The following is an 18,492-nucleotide window of genomic DNA, read 5'->3' on the forward strand; positions in this document are numbered from 1 at the left end:
GGAAAGTAGAAGCAAATATCCATCAGGGCCAGAGGAGTACCTCAATAACAGGCCGAATATATGGGTGCAATGAACTCTTCTCAAAGTCGATATTAAATATCTTGCAAACCGGATGGGTCCATATATGTGGTGAATGTCATTAAAGCAAGGAGCACTTAATGACCTTGCCTCATAACCGCTAAACTCTCGCTGAGCGACTAAATGTTTATACTGATTGGTATTATAATCCAGCTCTTAATTAAGGCTTAGTTACTCGCTAAGCCTGCTTTCTGCTTTCTGCTTTCTGCTTTCTGCTTTCTGCTTTCTGCTTTCTGCTTTCTGCTTTCTGCTTTCTGCTTTCTGCTTTCTGCTTTCTGCTTTCTCATGATATTTAATCACTAAATCCAGCATTATTAACAACGAGTTAATTAGCAATGTATAAACAAACACCTTACTTAATGTGATTGATGTAGCAAAAAATGCTTTACCAAACCAGCAAACGTGACACAAACCAAGATCTTGCGACATATTGTCCACTGGCAATATCATTATTAAAATAAGCCAATTATAATAATGACTTAACCATTAAGGATATACTTATGAAAATCAGCGCACGCAACACCCTAAACGGCACTATCAAGTCAATTGAAGAAGGTTCTGTAAACAACGAAGTTGTTATCGAACTAGCACCAGGTGTTGAAATCACTTCTGTTGTAACTAAGAAATCTTGCGAGCAACTAGGTCTAGTTGTTGGTGGTCAAGCATACGCGATCATCAAAGCAAGCAACGTAATGGTTGCTGTAGACTAATATTAGTCTATATAAACAAATGCTAAAAAGCCGCCAACACTGCTGTGTTGGCGGCTTTTTTGATTGACAGAATTAATGAATATGAGCGCTTAAATCACTTTAAAGACTGATTGATATTATAGGCCTATCAGCGCAGCGACTGAGCCTATGATAATCAAAGATATCCCGGCTAAGATAGTGTACTTAACCCGAGTCGCTCGTTTGTAGGCCAATAAACCAGCGTACTGAATATCGATATTCTCAGAGTTTTCAAACCCTCGACCCAGTGTCCAGGTGAACAGCGTCATACGATCAGAAGAGGAGAGCAAGCTAGATTCAGATCCCAACAAAGAATCCCATAGCGCCCTATCATGTTGCTTTAACACTCGGTTAAGCTCTGGTAAGCCCATAAAGGCTAACCCCAGAAACATAAGAATAAAACCTAATGCCATCACAGCCATAACGTCCTCCATTGACGAAAAATCATCCAACTTTTGTATTAACATCGGGTATTTTTCGAAAGATGTAAAGCTCTGTTATAACTCAGTCAAAGTTTTCGGTGATAACGACAGCTAATTCAAAGCCATTACCATTACTTCACGCTTCTAAAACCTGCGTATTGCACAGCACTTGCTGGCGATTGCTTCTCCAGTTGATAAGGTGTTTTCAGTATTCTAGGATCCAGGCTATTGCTTACGCTTGCTTTACCACTGCAACCGCAGCCACCACTCGAACCACCACAACAGCCGCCCTTTTTCTCATGGTTTATCGAGGCACGTCCTTGAGCCGCATCTACTAAGCGATGATTGAGATCTTTTGCCCTGTTGATAAGCTCAGCTACATCCAAAGCATTATCAGCCTGACTCACACTAATACCCGCATCAAGCAGCTTGCCTAACATGCGTTCACCAATATGCTGCACCACAACGATATCGGTTTTATGGTCGATGATAAGATTTAGCATTGCCTTCTTGGCGCTACATCCACCACTCATGGCAGGATTGTCATAACGCCCAATGAGCTGTAGATGCTTATCATAAAAAGCGATTTGTGGAGCTTTAGTGAAGTGAGTAGCCAAACGATCTCGGCTCATAGGAATAGCAATGATCATGATTAATCCTTGTTTGCAATTTGGGGAAGTAAAAGCGCCTGGCCTTGAGTGACAGCCGTGGCCACTTTTTTACGAGCACTCGCCAACAAGTAGCCAAAAGTTTGCCGTGAGATCCCCATAGATGAAGCCGCATCTAGCTGACTCATCTTGTGGACATCTCCAAGGCTCAGCGCTTCAAACTCATCAGCTTCTAGCTGAATCTTCTCAAGCTGAGTCGATGGGATACCATTTGGTTTAAACAGACTACATGGTACGCAACTACTAAGGTGACGACATTTCTTGGGTCTAGACATTAGCAGTTGCTCTCTGACTATTTGTTGGTATTAACTCGATATAAGCTGACTTGCGCTTACACATTGTCATGCAAGAAATAACTGCAGCAATAGTTATTGGCCTACGCCATTAACCACTATTATTAGGGATGATTTCACTGTAAACCGAGGCCAAACTCACACTCAAAAATATTCAGCTACTCTAAATAATTGCTTGTTACATAAAGATAAACTACATAAAGACAAGCTACATAAGTATTAAGATAACTTGTTATGATGCGGCCACATAACAACGCGATGGCAAATAGCATTGAGCAGGTACTCGTCGTGAGAAATAACCAACAGACCTAAATTACGCCGCTTGGCACTGGCTAGCAACTGTTGCCAGAACTGGGACTGGGTCACCATATCCAGATGAGCAGTCACTTCGTCACAGATCAAATACTCAGTGGTCGGCACTAAAGCCCTGATCAGATTAAACCGCTGTAACTGACCACCCGATAACTGATTAGGCCTTCTCGCTAACCAAGCCCGCTCTACACCATACTCTTCCAGTAAGGGCAGGTAGCCATCACCCCTCCAACTTTCAAATAACGAGTCTTTTAAGCTCAAACGTGGATTAAAGGCAAACTCACTCTGTTGAATAAGCCATTGCACTGGATTAGCCTTACCGGCCAGCTTTTTAGGTAAAGTAAGTTGCTCAGCCTCCACGTTAAGCATGCCTGCCAGCACACTCGCTAACGATGACTTACCTACTCCGCTAGGGCCAGATAAGCCCAGCACTTCTCCAGGCTGCAAGCTAAGGTCTGGAAAGGCGATTGTTTGCTCTCGTCGCCGCAAACAAGCATTACGCAGCGTTAGCATCTAATTGCCCCCAATGCTCCGGCAGTGCAGCCCATAAGCTTTGTGTATAGCTGTGACATGCTCCACTGCGGATATTGGCACTGGTCGTGATCTCCACCATCTTACCATCACGTAATACTAAAATTCGATCAGCCACAGTAAGAAGGTGCCTTAGATTATGGCTTATTACCATCACCGCGACATTCTCGCTACGCGCTAGATAGGCTAAATGTTGATAAATAGCTTCCGCACTTTGAGTATCGAGGCCGCAACAAGGCTCATCGGCGATCATAATCTCGCTCGCCTGCCAGCATGCTTGGGCCAGCAACACACGCTTTGCCATTCCCCCAGACAATTGGTGGCGGTAACAACGACTAATATCGGCAGCCAATGGGAAACGCTGTTTACGTGTTGCCCCTTTAGGCACTCGTTTCAGCGCGTAATTGAGTTGTGATGAAATCCGCCTTAAGGGATCGAGTACTGATGCTGACTGCGCCGCCAATACCCGCCTATCTCCAGCGGCATAAATTACCTGGCCACTTAAGCTAAAACCCTCAGGGACTTGCCCTAACAATGCCTGCGCCAATAAGCTCTTACCGCTACCACTGGCTCCAACTACGCCAAGCACTTCCCCTTTGGTAATAGAGAAGCTTAACGGGGATAACAAGCAGATCTCCCGCGATTGAATACTGAGTTTATCGACACACAACATTTAGCATGCTCCTTGAAGATGAGTCTGCGGCCCCTGACGCAGCGCCGCTAACAATTGCTGGGCAATATAAGACAGCAGCAATAGGCAAACGAGTAACAATAGCCCAGGGCAAACACCCAGCCACCAATGGCCAGTTAGCACATACTGACTAGCCTGAGCTAATAAGGCTCCCATAGACGGATTATCAGGATTTAATCCAAAGCCCAGAAAGGTTAAGGCTGCCATATGAGTCAAGGCATGGGGGAACAACAGCAAGCCGCCAATCCACCACTGAGGCAGGATATGCGGCAACATATGGCTGCGTAGCCGTTGCCAAGCAGTGCAACCAAACTGACCAGCAAGGCGGTAATAAGGGCTTGACTGTACTTGCTGCATCTCGAAGCGTAACAATCGGGTTAACTTTGGCCAGTGACTCAGGGCAATGGCTACCACTAAGCCCCACTCTGCGCCGCCAAACACTAACGAGAGTAAGATAAGTAGCAGCAGATGCGGCAGCGACATAAACAGATCCACCAGCAAGTCGACCACCCAACGGCAATAAGGGTGCAGCATGGCAAACATCGCCATCAGCAGTGACAAAAGACTACTCATCAATACCGCTAGTCCACCAACATAGATGCTCTGCGCCAGTGCCTGTAAACTGCGACTAAACAGATCTCGCCCTAGCCAATCTGTGCCAAAGAGATAAGCCGTAGAAGGAGCCTGATATTTATGGAGTAAGTTGAGCTCATCCCCCAGCCAAGGCCAAGAAAAGGCCAAGATAATTAAGCTTAACAAGCTAAGGCTTGCCAAGATAAAACCCGGTTGGCGCAAGGCTCTAGGCATCATTAACCTCTAGCATAAAATAACCCGACAGTAGGTTAGCTATCAGATTGCCACTAAATACCAATAGTGCGGATATTAAGGTACAGCCCATCAACAGCCCCGTATCACTCGCTAAACCGGCTTTAACGATACTCGCCCCTAGACCAGGAAAACTAAATACGCTTTCGGCAATCAAGGAGCCACCAAACAGTTCGGCGATAGTGGCAAACTGCAAGATAATGGCGGGTAGCAGACTGTTACGGACCACATGAAACAGCACCACCCTAGATAAGCTGTCGCCATGGGCTAAGGAGTACTGCACATAATCAGATTGCAGCACATCTATCACCTTTTCACGTGTATGAAGCATGATTGGCGCCATACTCACTAGGGTCAATGTCACCACGGGCAGTAATAGGTGTAACATCATACTGCCCAGCGACTGCTGCATAAAAGTCATGCCGATTGGCGCCGCGCAGCAAACGGGAGTCAGGCTAAGGCCGATGGAAAACAGGCTGATAAGCAGCATAGCCAGCCAGAACGACGGCATACAAACCATCAACCATGCCAACTTTTGAATGATGCGATCTAACCAGCCGCCGCGATAGATTGCCGCGGCTAAGCCAAGCAAGTAACCGAAAACCAAAGAGCAGATCCAGCTTAAGCCGATCAACAGTAGTGACAGCGGCAATTGCTCTGCAATCACACTCGAAACAGGTTGCTGATAGAGGCTAGAGTAGCCCAGATCTCCTTGAGCTAAGCCTGAAAACCAGTGAATAAAGCGCTCTGCGACACTTTGATCTAACGCCAACTGGCTCGCTAATAAAGCCTTTTGCGCTTCCGAGACCGCAAAAACATTGCCGCCAAGATAAGCGTTGAGCGGATCCAGTGGTGACCAACTCAGTAACAGATAAGCCAACACGACGACGAGAAAAAGCAATAACAGCAAGCGCAGGCTAGTGTGCAATATCGACGTTGATAACTTGCTCATCGATTAGGGCACTGCCAACGCCACTGCTCAATATTATTGGCGAGCGGCCAGCCATGCCCATGAGCCTCGATCCCCGGCTTAGCAAGATCTAAACATTCATTTGCCGCATAGAGGTGCTTTAAATTAACTAACCACGTCCATGGGCGATCTGCGGCGATCAAGGCTTGCGCCTGTTGCCAGTAAGGCAAAGAACCAGACCATGATCCTGCCGTTTGAGCACTGTCTAGCGCCCTATCCACCTCAGGATTGCTATAGTAACCCGAGTTGAAATAGCCTTTACCTCGACTATCACTATGATAAACAGCCCTCACCTCGGTGGCACTGTGGCTGCCAAAACCTAATAACACAGGCTGGCGATGCATTTGCTGATAAATAGCTTCCCAACTCTTACCGACAGCTTTTATCTCTATACCTAATGGCTTAACCATCTGCGCGACCGCTAACGACAATTGTTGACGCACCGTGTCACCCGCGAGGTAATAGAGGGTCATGCTGGCTGGTACACCATCTCGGTAGCGTAAACCTTGTTTAACCTGCCAACCATTTTGCTCGAGTAGCTGTTTAGCCGCCGTGAGATCCGCCTGAGTCGAAGGGCTAGTTGTGGGCCCCCAAGGCAAACCATCGGCAATTGAATAGGCTGGAGTGGCAAAACCATCAAGTAACTGCTGCACCAGCACCTCACGGTCTACAGCGAGTTCCACAGCTTGGCGGATCGCAGCATCGGATGTGACATCATTGCCAATGTTATCTGCTTGAGATGCCAGCATGGGCCAAGCTATACCCCGGTTATCGACACTATCAATACTCCATAGCTTATATCCAGGTGGTAATATCTTGGCATATCGCGGTGCGATAGCGGCGAGATCTAACTGGCCAGCACGCAACCTTGCATAGCGGCTATCCTCGTCACTAAAGGTCACTATCACCTTAGAGAACTCAGGCTTTTGGCCATAATAGTAAGGGTTTGGCTGCATGATTAGCTGCTGATTTCGATCCCAGCGCACAAACGCTAGTGGCCCAGAGCCGATAGGCTTTAGGCCGTATTGAGCGCCGTAGCTCGCCTTAGGAACGATGGCCAAATTAACCAAGTTATCGATAAAGGTAATGTCGGCTTGTTTAAGATAAAACTCTACACGGTAGTCGCCCTTGATCTCAACCCGATCGAGCTGAGTTAAATCATGCAGAGAGGCGCTTTTCTTAGCGGTATCGAAGCTAAATTTCACGTCGCTTGCGGTTAATCCTGTGCCATCGTTAAACTTAACGCCTTGGCGTAGATCGACAGACCAAACAAGACGATCGTCGCTTAAACGCCATTGCAGCGCTAGATCGCTTACCAAGGCTAAGGCGTTATCACGTTTGATCAGGGTCGACTGAAATAACGGCCGATTATATTTACCCCAACCATAAATAGGATCGAAACCCGTTTCAGGCTCGGCGCCTAAGGCAAGTGTCAGCACTTTATCAGTGCTAGCAACACTCGGTAAGGGCAGTAACGAAATAGAGAGAATGAATAGAATTAACGACTTCACAAGATCACCAACAATCCTTGAGTAATACTATTTTTAGAATCGTCACACTACACTTAATTGTTCAGTAAAACAGCTGCTCAACAAAACTAAATACCGCATCGTTGACCTAGATCAGTTTTCTAGTCATGCATCTTGTTTATACCTATAAGACACTAAAAGTAATTAAGTTTTATGGAATTTACTCTATGTCTAACGACACGATTCGTTTTACGGTTTCTTTGCCCAAGTCTCAATTTGAAGAGATTGAACAAGATCTATTACAGCGAGGTTATCAATCACGTTCTGAGTATATTCGCGACCTTTTCAGAGACCGTTTAGTCGATAAACAATGGAATGAGAGTAAAGAAGATGTAGTTGGTGTGCTGACCCTTATCTTCGATCATCATCAGCGTGGCTTGACTGAGAAACTGATCGATATTCAACATAACCACTTAATACATGTCTTGTGTAGCACCCATGTACATGTCGACCACCATAACTGCCTAGAGACTATTATCATTAAGGGGCAAGCGGCCGAGCTAAACGCCATAGTGAACCGGATCTCGGCGTTAAAAGGGGTCAAAGTTGCACGCCTAAGCCGTGCGGGTGTGGTGTAAACTCGAATCAAGCCTCTTGAGTAGCCTAATAACCCGCCTTAAAGTACTGGCTTGGCGTGTTACCAAGGTGCTGCTTAAAAAAGCTGATAAAAGCGCTATCGCTCGCAAACCCCAGTGCAAACGCCACGGCAGAGACACGACGACCTTCGGCGAGTTGCTCTATCGCAGCCTGCAAGCGCCATTGCTGTCGCCAGGCTTGATAACTCATACCGGTTTGCTTATTAAAAATCCGCGAAATAGTCTTTTCACTGGCACCGATATCACTCGCCATCAGATTAAGTTGTTCGGCTTGATGTTGACCAGACGCTAGCCTTTCGAGCCAAGTTTGTAAGCGTTTATCCGTTGGTATGGGGAGTGATAACTTGAGCTCTTCAGCCAAGTTGAGCTCCTCAATAAATAACGCGATAAGTGCAGCTTGTTGCCCAGTTGGCATATCCCAAGCCCACATAGCCATTCGCTCAATCAGCGCCCTCAGTAAAGGGTTAACTCCGAGCAACTTAACCGTGCGAGGAAGTTCAGAGAAAACTTCAATATCAAAATAGATTGATCGGTAGGCCACTACATTACGCATCTTTACACAGTGCTCTACTCCAGCAGGGATCCACGCAGCCTTGGTCGGCGGTAGCACACATTGGCGCTGACTTGACTCCGCTTCATATAAAGTAATCGACATACACCCACGTGGCGCATACAAAAGCTGAGCTTTTTCATGCTTATGCATTCCCGAGTCATGCTGGCCCACATCAGCTGCAATACCAACGATACTAGCCTCAATGCTATCAAGATCAAATCTGCTTTCATGATCAATTATTGCCATTAACGATACTGTCCGATTTCAGCTGTTTTAAGTCTTTATTATTGTAATAGCCCTAATCCGAAATCGCTACACTGCCTACCGCAACGAATTACTGACCGCAAATATTACGGAATGACCATGAAAAAAAGACCCGAGATCTGGCTAATCACCAGTTTAATGATGTTTCCTCAAATCGTTGAGACTATCTACAGCCCCGTGTTACCTCATATCGCTACAGCCTTTGATGTCAGCCAGCACGCCGCCTCGCAAACCCTATCAATATACTTTGTCGCATTTGCTCTAGGCATCATTTTTTGGGGACGCTTAGCCGATATCATAGGCCGCAAAAGCACAATGTTACTGGGCTTACTGAGCTACGGCGTAGGCTCCCTGATTGCTCTTCAAAGTGTTGAGTTCGAACACCTGTTATTTGCACGTAGCTTGAGTGCATTTGGTGCTGCGGTAGGTTCAATAGTGACTCAAACTATACTGCGCGACAGCTTTGAGGGAGCAGAGCTAAGCAAGGTATTTTCAATTATGGGCATGGGGGTAGGAATTAGCCCTGCGCTTGGACTGATCTTAGGTAGCATTCTTGCCAGTGAGTTAGGCCATAGAGGCGTATTTTTAGGATTGGCAATACTAGCGGCTATCTTGCTGTGGTTGTGTGTTTGGCGACTACCGGAAACTAAAAACACAAACCATAAGGCCGCCCCCTTGAAACCTCTAGCGGTTAAAATGCTCAATGACATAATGCTATGGCGTAACGCCTTGTTGGTTGCATGCTTTAATCTGATGCTTTTTGGCTATTATTCACTAGCCCCTTTTATGTTTAGCCAACTTGGACTCACCGAGAAACAGTTTGGCGCAAGCGGCATAGCACTAGCCATTGGGGTGCTCGCAGGAAGTGCTAGTAATAAACGCTTAATTAGTAAGGGGTGGCCTGTCGATACTTTGATCTCCTTAGCCTGTATTGCCTCTTTAATAGGAGCAATAGGCGTGCATCTGAGCCAGTCTAGCCTGTTATTTTTACTGCCGATGATGTTAACCGTGTTCGGATTTGGCATCGCCATTCCCAATATTTTGAGTCAGGCGCTGCTCAATTATAAAGAGGTTGCCGGTACTGCAGGGGCATTATTTGGCTTAGCTTATTATCTGCTATTAGGTGCAGGACTGGCATTAGCAGCAATCAGCCATAATTTAGCCGAACTGCTATTGTTCAGTGCATTACTTAGTACAGCGCTCTCCCTCAAAAAGTGCTAGCAGCCTTAAGTTAACTAATCACCGTTAATCATTAACCAACAAGAGCTTATTGATCCTTTTGTCGATCGCAAAAGTAACCTGACACATCCCGCTACTTTTGCGATCGACACGGCAGTTTAGTATGTTGAACATTGGCAAAATATGGGGCTTAATCCAAAAGCTTACCGCTGGCAGGATTAACATCCAAATTCCCCACAACTCAATGGCTCAATAGCCCGCATACTTCACACCTCGTAAGTAGTGTTATCTATTGGTCGCAAATAAGGTATTACAGTGATCTCTAGACTTCCTAAATGGGTTGAGTATGGTGCGTTTATTCTGGCTTTTACGGCAGGCAGCGTGAATGCTATCGGCTTGCTTGGATTTGAACATCAATCGGTTTCTCACCTGTCTGGCACCGCAACCTTAATCGGGACTCAGCTTTTAAGCTCGTCACCTACGGTATTGTTTCACCTGCTGGGGATCTTAGTCAGCTTTATGTTTGGTGCGACGATTTCAGGCGCCTTCTTATCTGGCAGCAGCGTTAAACTAGGGCGTCATTACGATACCTTACTACTTATCGAGGCTGGCTTACTGCTAGTTGCCATCTATCTACTGCAAGATGGCACCTATTACGGCCACTATATGGCATCGGCGGCCTGCGGCTTACAGAATGCACTAGCAACCACCTATAGCGGCGCTATCGTGCGCACCACTCATGTCACAGGAATATTCACCGACTTAGGTATCATGCTCGGCGGCATCTTGAAGGGAGAAAAGTTTGATAAACGTAAAGCCGTACTGTTTATGCTTATCATTGCAGGTTTTATCTCTGGCGGCGCCTTAGGCGCTTACCTGTTTGCTAAGCTGCAATTCTTTGCCCTACTCGCCCCCGCTGCCATCTGTATCGCACTGGCTATGAGCTACCGATTTTATAAGGCTTTAAATCGCCCGAAGCCTTAATATCAGACCTTAGGTAACACCAAAGAAGAGTTGTTACCACTTTGTTACTATCAAATAAAGTGTGTACCATTATGGCTAATTAAAAATGAGCCATATCATTGAACATAAAATGCATATGGCCAAAAAGGACTTTGGCATGAAGCATACATCAACCTCCCTCGCTATTTTATTCCTCCTATCAGCCTGTGGAGGTGGCGGAGATGACGCAAAAATACCTCCAGTAACAGAGACTCCTCCAAATGTCGAAACACCCGAACCAAGTAAAGTGATAATCAATTCTGCAAACTATGAATTAATTAATATCTTCTCTTGGACAGTTCCAGAGGCGTCGATTCAGCTGGGAATGCTAACAAATAATTACTTAAATATATTGCTAGCAAGCGATGATTTATCTGTCGAGCATATCTGCGAAAATAGCGGAAGCGCATCCATAGAACTGCTAGATAAAGACAATTCAAATGGCGTTTCCACTGGAGATGAAGTCAATATTGATTACGCTAATTGTCAAAGTAACGCACTGAATACTATTGTAAGTGGCAAACAACACCTACTCATTAATGCCCTATCTTCAGACTCATCAGAGCTGATCTCTGATTTTGATATTAGCAGTGAGTCTAATGGTGATATCACCCAAGTTTTAGGCGCGTTTAAAGTGCTAAACCGTAACAGCACAAGCCAAGATTACCTTTCAGTTGAGCATAGCTCCGATGTTAAGTTCTCATATTTAGATATGACTGATACTTGGTCTACGCTATTTGTTGAAAAAACCATAAACAACATCGATAAAACTTATGACATTACATTTAATTTCCAACTTTTATCTGATGGTTTAGAAAGCATAGTGAGCTGTGAAACGAAAGATGAAGTATCTGGCTTAATTTACGGCGAACCTAATATCTTTTCCATCTACTGCTATGGAGGAGAGAACTCACTACTACACGTTAAAAACTCATTTGAGACAGAGGAAGATGGTGTCGGTAGCGTTTCTAACAGCCAAGAATCTTTTACGTTTTCTCATCATTTTGAAGACACTACTGAAGGGGATTTATTTCAACCTATTACGCAGATTTCTATGGATTTTATGTTTGATCTAGCAACAGCAAACATACAAGATCTGCGAATGGAATCTGTTATTGTTGACGGTATCCAGCATTTTGCATATGTCATTGGCTCTAGCTTCAGCGACGGCTCGAAAGGCAATATCCACAAAGTTAATTTAGCGACCATGCAATCAAAAGAGCTTGTATCGACTCAAGGTATTATCAAGCTCGCTCGGCTTTCAAAAAATGGTGATCGACTGTATCTGCTAGAAAAAACTGAAACAATCGAAGGCTACGACTATTCAAATGTTAGTATTTATAGCACCGAAAATCTGTCCACGGTTTCGAGTATAGATTTTAATCAAATCATTAAGGATACTTGTCATTCATGCGAAGCCACTCATATAACGATTTCAGATATCATTACCTCCCCAACAGAAAATGACACTTGGTTTGCAGCCGCTTATTTCTCAATAGGTGGAAATGATAAACACCAATTGTTTATGTTAGACACAAATGGTGTCGTTGCTTCTTCACCAATAATAGATAATAACAACTCTGTTTGGTACGGTGATCGAATAAGTCTAGCCATCAACTCAGATCACAAGCTGTTTACCCTACATAAAGAGAGAAATAACAGCGATCAATGGTTAAGTCAGTTTGAACTAAACGCAGGCTCTATCGAGTTTATAAAAAAAGTTAAAGCTAATGATGGTGAAAGTACAAACAACATCATTTTGATGGGCAGTGCTAATGGCCTAGTGTTTACAGAAAAAGGAAAGTTTTTTAATGCTGAGACACTCAATTTAGAATGGAGTGCGCCTTTTGAGCCTTGGATGGAAGCTAAACCATACCCTTTAATAATTAGTAGTGAACTAAATAAAGTTTATCAGCTACATGGAAGTAACTGGGAGCCAAGTTTCAAAACATTCTCACTCGATACTGGTACTTATATTAACCTAGAAAAAGCAGATTTTATTGAAGGGGCTTATCAAGGATTAATTATCAGTAACGGAGGAGCTGGATATATTGTCACTGTTGCACCAAATAAAATTACTCGAATAGGTAAGAGTTACCTTCCCTAACCTAGAAACAAATGCAGTCTCTGCCACGAGACTGCATACAAATTATGCCTTAAAAGTTACTGCTTAATTGTGACTTTCTCAATCACTATGACTTCTCTTGGTACATCATCATGGTCGCCTTTAGACGTTGTTTTAGCACGGCCGATTTTAGTGACTACATCCATACCTTTAGTGACTTGGCCAAATACTGCATAACCCCAGCCCGCATTAGTGGTCGCCGTGTGATCTAAAAAGCTATTGTCGGCTAAGTTAATAAAAAACTGACCCGTTGCAGAATGCGGTGCGTCGGTGCGCGCCATAGCGATGCTGCCACGCACATTCTTAAGGCCTCGGTTGGCTTCGTTGACGATGGCCGCTCTAGTAGGCTTCTCTTCCATTTCGGCAGTAAATCCCCCACCTTGGATCATAAAGCCTTTTATGACTCGATGAAAAATCGTGCCCTCAAAAAAACCGTCTTGGCAGTACTTGATAAAGTTCTTAGAACTGACAGGTGCCTTCTCCAGATCGAGTTCAATCTCAATATCACCTAAATTGGTAGTCAAAATAATCATAGTACTCACACTCTCATCATGCGTTTAATGCTGCTAAGGCAACATTTTACTCCTAGTTAAGTAGAAATTACATTTTTAACTCAGAGACTAGCTTTAGCCTCACAGGCTAGTAAAGCACATGCTAAACCACCTAGTTCAAAGCCATATATATAGATAACACTAAACTACAACACAAAACGTCAAAAAAATGACTCGAGCTTTGATTTGTAAGGGTTTTTGTCACATATAGCCAGACTCAAGTGTGGTCAAAATCACGTTATTAACCAAGATAAGTCGATAAAATCTAATCTAGTAAACAGCTTTAACCACCAATAAACAAAAAATATAAAACAATAAATATAAATCATTATTTTAAAACAGAAAAAATAACAAGGAAAAACAATGAACCATAAACCTGAAGCCAACTTGGAAAATGTAGGACGCCGAGGATTTTTAAAAACCACCACAGGCGTTGCACTTGCAGCAGTCGGAACAAGTTTACTGCCAGCCACTGCACATGCCAGCAGTGACAATCATATTGAGCCTTTTCACGGTCACGGCTCAGGGCACGGTTTCTGGAACAAGGTTCGCAATGAGTTTATCCTAAACAAACGCACGACCTATATGAACATAGGTACCTCAGGCACCATGCCTAAGCGTGTTTTGAAAGACTATAACCGCGCCAATGAGCAAATCTCTATTAACCCTTGGAACAGCAATATTCCTACCCTAGATTATGCCAAGCAGATTGCCCCAAGCTTTGGTGCCGATGAGCATGAACTCGTGCTTTGTCGCAACACTACCGATGGCTTATGTACCATTATCAATGGCCTACAATTTGAATATGGCGACATCATCTTAACCACTAATCACGAGCACCCAGGCGTGACTACGCCGCTCAAACATGTTGCAGAGCGTTATGGTGCCGAAGTCATCGAGCTCGCTATCCCTGTTTATACTCCTGGTAACGACGTCAGCGTTGATGACTATGTTCAAGTCTTTGCCGATGCCGTAAACCAATACGGTAACCGTGTTCGTTTAATGGTGTTCTCACACGTCACCTTTACCACAGGTACCACTCTGCCAGCTAAGCAGATCTGTAAAAAGGTCGCGATTCCAAACGGTATCGTCACTTTAATCGATGGCGCACATACACCTGGCATGTTTAACCTAGATTTTCATGATATCGACTGTGACTTCTACTCGGGTGCAGGCCACAAGTGGCAGTGCGGCCCAGGTGCTACAGGCTTCCTATACGTACGTAATAACGCTAATCGTTTATACGAGTTCTGGAGCGATCGCGAAACACCGCTATGGTTTATTAATAGCTCATCGACCGCCACTGCAGTACAAGCTAGGTTGCAATCGATTGGTCAAGATAACTACCCTGCAAAACGTGCACTGGCTAACGCTTGTGCACTGTGGGATGAAATTGGTCGTGATGCAATTGAAGAGCGTATTCTAGATTTAAGCGCCCTATGTAAAAAAGAATTGGCCAAGAAATTCCCAGAGGCAATGATCTTCGCCCCTAATGTCCGCAAGCTATCAAGCGGCCTGACGTCTTTTAATCCATTCGATGATCTGAATAATGGCGAGCTACTTACTGAGTTCCGCGACCGTTTACATGAAGAGTATGGTTACATCGTAAGAACCACCTCTTTCTACTTAGATCAGTACGATACGGTTAAGACATACTCTCTGCGTATTTCTACTCACCTTTTCCATGACAACGATGATGTTAAAGGCTTAGTTAAGGCGATGAAGCAACTTTATCGTGAAATGAAATAATAAAATAAGAACCAATAAAAACGGCCCAGTTGTTATGATTTACATAAAAAACTGGGCCGTTTTTTTATCTTGTCATCTAACAATTAGCCTTGGCTAACTGACTCACTCCATTTGTTCAGCAAAACCGGCATCCTGCTGATCTCGAAGCAGCAACTGGGTAAACTCTTCTGCCGGAACAGGACGACTAAATAGATATCCCTGACCATACTCACAATTATGTTGCTGTAAAAACAGCGCTTGCTCATCGTTTTCAATTCCCTCGGCAACTACCTTAAGTTTTAACGATTTAGCCATCGCCAGTATCGCCGATACCAAGGATGCATCAGATGAGCTCGTTGTCATCTTATTGATAAAGGCGCGATCAATTTTCAGCTTAGTAAACGAAAACTTCTGCAAATAACTTAACGCCGAATAACCTGTACCGAAATCATCAATAGATAGGCCTATGCCGAGCTGCTTAAGATAAGCAAGCATCTGCATCAAGGCATTATCTTGCTCTATCAAGAGGCTCTCGGTGACCTCCATATCCAGCTGACTAGCAGGAAGGCCTGTTTGCACCAACACATCGACAATACGCGCCTGCAACGCCTCACAATACCTAAATTGCACACTAGAGAAGTTGATGGCTATCTTAATTGGGCTAATCAACTGCCATGCAGCAGCTTGAGTACAGGCCTCCAGCAAAACAATGTCACCGAGACGGTGGATTAAACCATTTTTCTCCGCCAAAGGGATAAAATCCTCCGGCGAAACAAAACCCAGTTCACTGTCGGTCCAGCGCATAAGCGCTTCGGCGGCGACGATCTTACGGCTGACGAGATCTAAGATAGGTTGGTAATAGATCTCAATATCACCTTGTTGCAAAGCTTGATGTAAACGTACGTTGAGGGCAAAACTACGCTGCACATCAAGGTTCATCTGCTCATCGTAAAAATTAAAACCATTTCTGCCCATATCTTTTACGCTGTAAAGCGCCGTGTCTGCGCGTTTCAGTAATGTCGAAGCATTGGTTCCATCTTTAGGGTAAACAGACATACCGATACTTGCCGAGACAAAAAACTCTTGCTGCTCAATGCGAAATGGCTTTTCAAACACAGATAAAATACTACTCGCCACTAACTTGGCTGAGTCTTGATGCTGGATCTCCGGCACTATCACCAAGAACTCATCACCACCTAAGCGAGCCACAATATCACTGGTACGAACTGACTTGAGTAGCCGCTTACTAGCTTGCTTTAATAACAGATCTCCGGCGTGATGCCCCACTGTATCATTGACCTGCTTGAAGTTATCGAGGTCGATAAACAGCAACAGAATTTTAGTCTGTTTCACATCGGCTCTGCGGATCAACTCCTGCAAGCGAGCCATGCCATGAGTACGATTGGCTAGATTGGTTAATTCATCATGAGTCGCCTGATATTCCAGCTTGCTTTCAGACTCCTTACGCTTAGAGATCTCTTCATGTAACTGAGTATTTTGCATCGCCAGTTTTTGTTGTTGTTCTGAAGATAACTCCACCTGGGTCTGTAACACTAAATTGGCGTTATTCACCCGCATCAGATAAATAAGCCCTAGGAATACCGGCAGTGCCAACAAAGAAATTCCCACGATAAACCACGTAGAAGTGAAAATATCTTGCTCACTAACTGGCTTAAACCAACTTTCTAACACCAGTGACGTTGAACCGACCTTTTTCTCAAAGTAGATGATGCTAGCATTATCGCTGTAATAACGAGTCTTACCAAGTGCTACATCAGATGCACAACCTTGTAGAGAGTTCCAAACCAGTATGTCTCCAATTGGAGTGACCAAAGTTAAGCAACTGCCACTGTCGAGATGCTCTTGGGTCGAGAGCAGTTTAATCAGCAGCTCTGTGTTTAAACTGGCCACTAGAATCGCAACCGGTTTATTTTGGTGATAAATGGTCTGCAGCAACTGAATAACAGGGCCATCGACACCTTTCACTATGTGCAGTTTATGGCTTTTGGTTTCCATCTCTTTTAAAGGAAGTTGCTTAATATCAAACGCTACCTCAGGCCGAGTATTAACAATAACTGTTTGCCCCATCCCGACAATCATTACTCTGGTATAGATCAGCTGATCATCCATCATATTTAATTGGCTGAAGTTCTCTATCATCTGAGTAAGACTAAATAAACTCGAACCCAGTCCATATTGCAACGACATACCCGCGGCTAAATTTGAAAAATAGGTATTAACGTCACGCTTCTGACTCAGATTGGCAATATTCTTTTCACTGGCATCGAAGAAAAAACTCAAGTTTTCGGTGTAATTACTCACACGTAAATTAAGTTCGCTATTTTGTGACTCTTTTAAACGACTCTGACCTAAGTTAGTTACAGTCAAAATAAGGATTAAATAACCACTCAATAAAATGCCCGCAATGATGATCGCGGTCTTGCTGTTAAACCATTTAAAGTGCTTCATGTTACTGGTAAGTTTCTACTACAGCTTGTTCGAAATATTTTTGATAATAATGAAAAACCGTCGGGTAATGTTTTTTCACTAACTTGTTATAGCTACCATCCCCGCGGATCATTTTCAGATATTCATTAAAGGCTTTCCTCAGTTGAGGCGAGTCCTTACGAAAGCCTATCGCCATTCTCTGATCTTCAGAAATTGGGCCGATTATCTTGATTGCATTTGGCCATTTTTCTATCGCTATCAGAGAATCAGCCACATCTAATAAGGTCGCTTCTGCTTCTATACTCAGCAGGAAAGGCACCATCTCATTGAGCTGCAATTGTTTCACTGGCAAAATCACATTGGCTTGAGTCGCATAAAGATTGTAAAGATCGGGATCAAGGCAAGACTGCTTCATTGCCAGGATATCACGCTGTTTCAGCAAATCTTTCACCAGAGCGACATCCTCAGGTGTAGAGCCTGTTGGCGTAATAGGGTTAAGATCGGAACTCGTACGCGCAACAAGCCATACCGCAGAGGGGAAGTAGTCATCGGAAAAATCAACTAACTCTTCACGCCAATCCAAGATAGTCAGGCCGTTGGCTATTACATCACCAACTATCGGCTCAGACTCGCCATAAACCACCTGGTTATTAATAAATTGGCCATTACGCCCAGTCAACTTACCAAAAACATCGGTCCATTTGGCTGGTACAAACTCATATTCCACGCCAAGATAATCGGCAAAGTTTTGCATCAGCTCAATATCGAGGCCGCTATGGGTGATTTTATTGCCTTCTGAATATTGAGACACAAAATTAGCATAGGGCACACCAAGATGGCGTAATACCCCCTCAGCTTTAATCTCGGCTAAATCCCTTGCCATGACTTGAGACGCTAATACTCCAGAAAAAATGAATATTACCAGCTGAATGATGAATCTTGATTTCATTTGAAACACCTTCATAAAAATCTGACGACTTTAAGATCGTTTAGGTAAAA

Annotated in this window: 18 protein-coding genes; 6 read left to right on the forward strand and 12 right to left on the reverse strand. The window is 44.2% G+C overall.

The window, feature by feature from the left end; genetic code table 11:
* Window positions 1-578: 578 nt before the first annotated feature.
* Window positions 579-788 carry a molybdopterin-binding protein gene (locus K5Q73_RS04205; protein ID WP_220765344.1) on the forward strand — a complete coding sequence of 70 codons (210 nt, stop codon included), beginning with the start codon at window positions 579-581 and terminating at the stop codon, window positions 786-788.
* 116 nt (window positions 789-904) lie between these two features.
* On the opposite strand, the gene K5Q73_RS04210 is transcribed toward K5Q73_RS04205, so the two are convergent.
* The 8 genes from K5Q73_RS04210 to K5Q73_RS04245 all read right to left on the reverse strand — a co-directional run bounded on the left by K5Q73_RS04210 (window position 905) and on the right by K5Q73_RS04245 (window position 7,029).
* The gene (locus tag K5Q73_RS04210; RefSeq protein WP_220765345.1) at window positions 905-1,228 is read right to left on the reverse strand and encodes a hypothetical protein; all 324 of its coding nucleotides are present in this window, start codon (window positions 1,226-1,228) and stop codon (window positions 905-907) included.
* 131 nt (window positions 1,229-1,359) lie between these two features.
* The gene (locus K5Q73_RS04215) at window positions 1,360-1,878 is read right to left on the reverse strand and encodes a NifB/NifX family molybdenum-iron cluster-binding protein (RefSeq protein WP_220765346.1); all 519 of its coding nucleotides are present in this window, start codon (window positions 1,876-1,878) and stop codon (window positions 1,360-1,362) included.
* 2 nt (window positions 1,879-1,880) lie between these two features.
* Window positions 1,881-2,171, reverse strand: a complete 291-nt coding sequence (locus K5Q73_RS04220) for a DUF134 domain-containing protein (protein WP_220765347.1) — start codon at window positions 2,169-2,171, stop codon at window positions 1,881-1,883.
* A 237-nt stretch (window positions 2,172-2,408) separates the two neighbouring features.
* Window positions 2,409-3,014, reverse strand: a complete 606-nt coding sequence (locus tag K5Q73_RS04225) for an ATP-binding cassette domain-containing protein (protein WP_220765348.1) — start codon at window positions 3,012-3,014, stop codon at window positions 2,409-2,411.
* Window positions 2,998-3,705: an ATP-binding cassette domain-containing protein gene (locus K5Q73_RS04230; RefSeq protein WP_220765349.1), complete on the reverse strand. Its 708-nt coding sequence runs from the start codon at window positions 3,703-3,705 to the stop codon at window positions 2,998-3,000. The genes K5Q73_RS04225 and K5Q73_RS04230 overlap by 17 nt, the downstream gene beginning before the upstream one ends.
* A complete protein-coding gene (locus K5Q73_RS04235; protein WP_220765387.1) occupies window positions 3,706-4,530 on the reverse strand; it encodes an ABC transporter permease in 825 nt (274 codons plus the stop codon).
* Window positions 4,523-5,500: an ABC transporter permease gene (locus K5Q73_RS04240; RefSeq protein WP_220765350.1), complete on the reverse strand. Its 978-nt coding sequence runs from the start codon at window positions 5,498-5,500 to the stop codon at window positions 4,523-4,525. Before K5Q73_RS04240 ends, K5Q73_RS04235 begins: the two co-directional genes overlap by 8 nt.
* Complete coding sequence (locus K5Q73_RS04245) at window positions 5,497-7,029, reverse strand: ABC transporter substrate-binding protein (RefSeq protein WP_220765351.1); 1,533 nt, start codon at window positions 7,027-7,029, stop codon at window positions 5,497-5,499. The genes K5Q73_RS04240 and K5Q73_RS04245 overlap by 4 nt, the downstream gene beginning before the upstream one ends.
* A 185-nt stretch (window positions 7,030-7,214) precedes the next feature.
* On the opposite strand from K5Q73_RS04245, the gene nikR reads away from it, so the two are divergent.
* On the forward strand, window positions 7,215-7,625 hold the full coding sequence (gene nikR, locus K5Q73_RS04250) for a nickel-responsive transcriptional regulator NikR (RefSeq protein ID WP_220765352.1): 411 nt from the start codon (window positions 7,215-7,217) through the stop codon (window positions 7,623-7,625).
* Between the two features lie 25 nt (window positions 7,626-7,650).
* On the opposite strand, the gene K5Q73_RS04255 is transcribed toward nikR, so the two are convergent.
* Window positions 7,651-8,442, reverse strand: a complete 792-nt coding sequence (locus K5Q73_RS04255; RefSeq protein WP_220765353.1) for a helix-turn-helix domain-containing protein — start codon at window positions 8,440-8,442, stop codon at window positions 7,651-7,653.
* Window positions 8,443-8,559: 117 nt separating this feature from the next.
* Between K5Q73_RS04255 and K5Q73_RS04260 the strand changes: the two genes are divergently transcribed.
* From K5Q73_RS04260 to K5Q73_RS04270, 3 genes are all read left to right on the forward strand, one after another.
* A complete protein-coding gene (locus tag K5Q73_RS04260; protein WP_220765354.1) occupies window positions 8,560-9,681 on the forward strand; it encodes a multidrug effflux MFS transporter in 1,122 nt (373 codons plus the stop codon).
* 273 nt (window positions 9,682-9,954) lie between these two features.
* Entirely contained in the window at window positions 9,955-10,623 is a 669-nt protein-coding gene (locus tag K5Q73_RS04265; protein ID WP_220765355.1) for a YoaK family protein, read from the forward strand.
* Window positions 10,624-10,708: 85 nt separating this feature from the next.
* A complete protein-coding gene (locus tag K5Q73_RS04270; protein WP_220766131.1) occupies window positions 10,709-12,748 on the forward strand; it encodes a hypothetical protein in 2,040 nt (679 codons plus the stop codon).
* Between the two features lie 56 nt (window positions 12,749-12,804).
* Here the strand turns inward: K5Q73_RS04270 and K5Q73_RS04275 are convergent, their stop codons facing one another.
* Complete coding sequence (locus tag K5Q73_RS04275; RefSeq protein WP_220765357.1) at window positions 12,805-13,299, reverse strand: peptidylprolyl isomerase; 495 nt, start codon at window positions 13,297-13,299, stop codon at window positions 12,805-12,807.
* Window positions 13,300-13,680: 381 nt separating this feature from the next.
* Here K5Q73_RS04275 and K5Q73_RS04280 point away from each other — a divergent pair, with 381 nt between their 5' ends.
* Window positions 13,681-15,066 (forward strand): aminotransferase class V-fold PLP-dependent enzyme, encoded by a 1,386-nt coding sequence (locus K5Q73_RS04280; protein WP_220765358.1) that lies wholly within the window; start codon window positions 13,681-13,683, stop codon window positions 15,064-15,066.
* A 102-nt stretch (window positions 15,067-15,168) separates the two neighbouring features.
* Here K5Q73_RS04280 and K5Q73_RS04285 read toward each other — a convergent pair whose 3' ends face one another.
* Together K5Q73_RS04285 and K5Q73_RS04290 are read right to left on the reverse strand one after the other, a co-directional pair.
* Window positions 15,169-17,514 carry a bifunctional diguanylate cyclase/phosphodiesterase gene (locus tag K5Q73_RS04285; protein WP_220765359.1) on the reverse strand — a complete coding sequence of 782 codons (2,346 nt, stop codon included), beginning with the start codon at window positions 17,512-17,514 and terminating at the stop codon, window positions 15,169-15,171.
* Between the two features lies 1 nt (window position 17,515).
* Window positions 17,516-18,442 (reverse strand): transporter substrate-binding domain-containing protein, encoded by a 927-nt coding sequence (locus tag K5Q73_RS04290; RefSeq protein WP_259650831.1) that lies wholly within the window; start codon window positions 18,440-18,442, stop codon window positions 17,516-17,518.
* Between the last annotated feature and the right edge of the window lie 50 nt (window positions 18,443-18,492).

The sequence above is a fragment of the Shewanella sp. MBTL60-112-B2 genome (assembly GCF_019655055.1).
Lineage (GTDB): Bacteria > Pseudomonadota > Gammaproteobacteria > Enterobacterales > Shewanellaceae > Shewanella.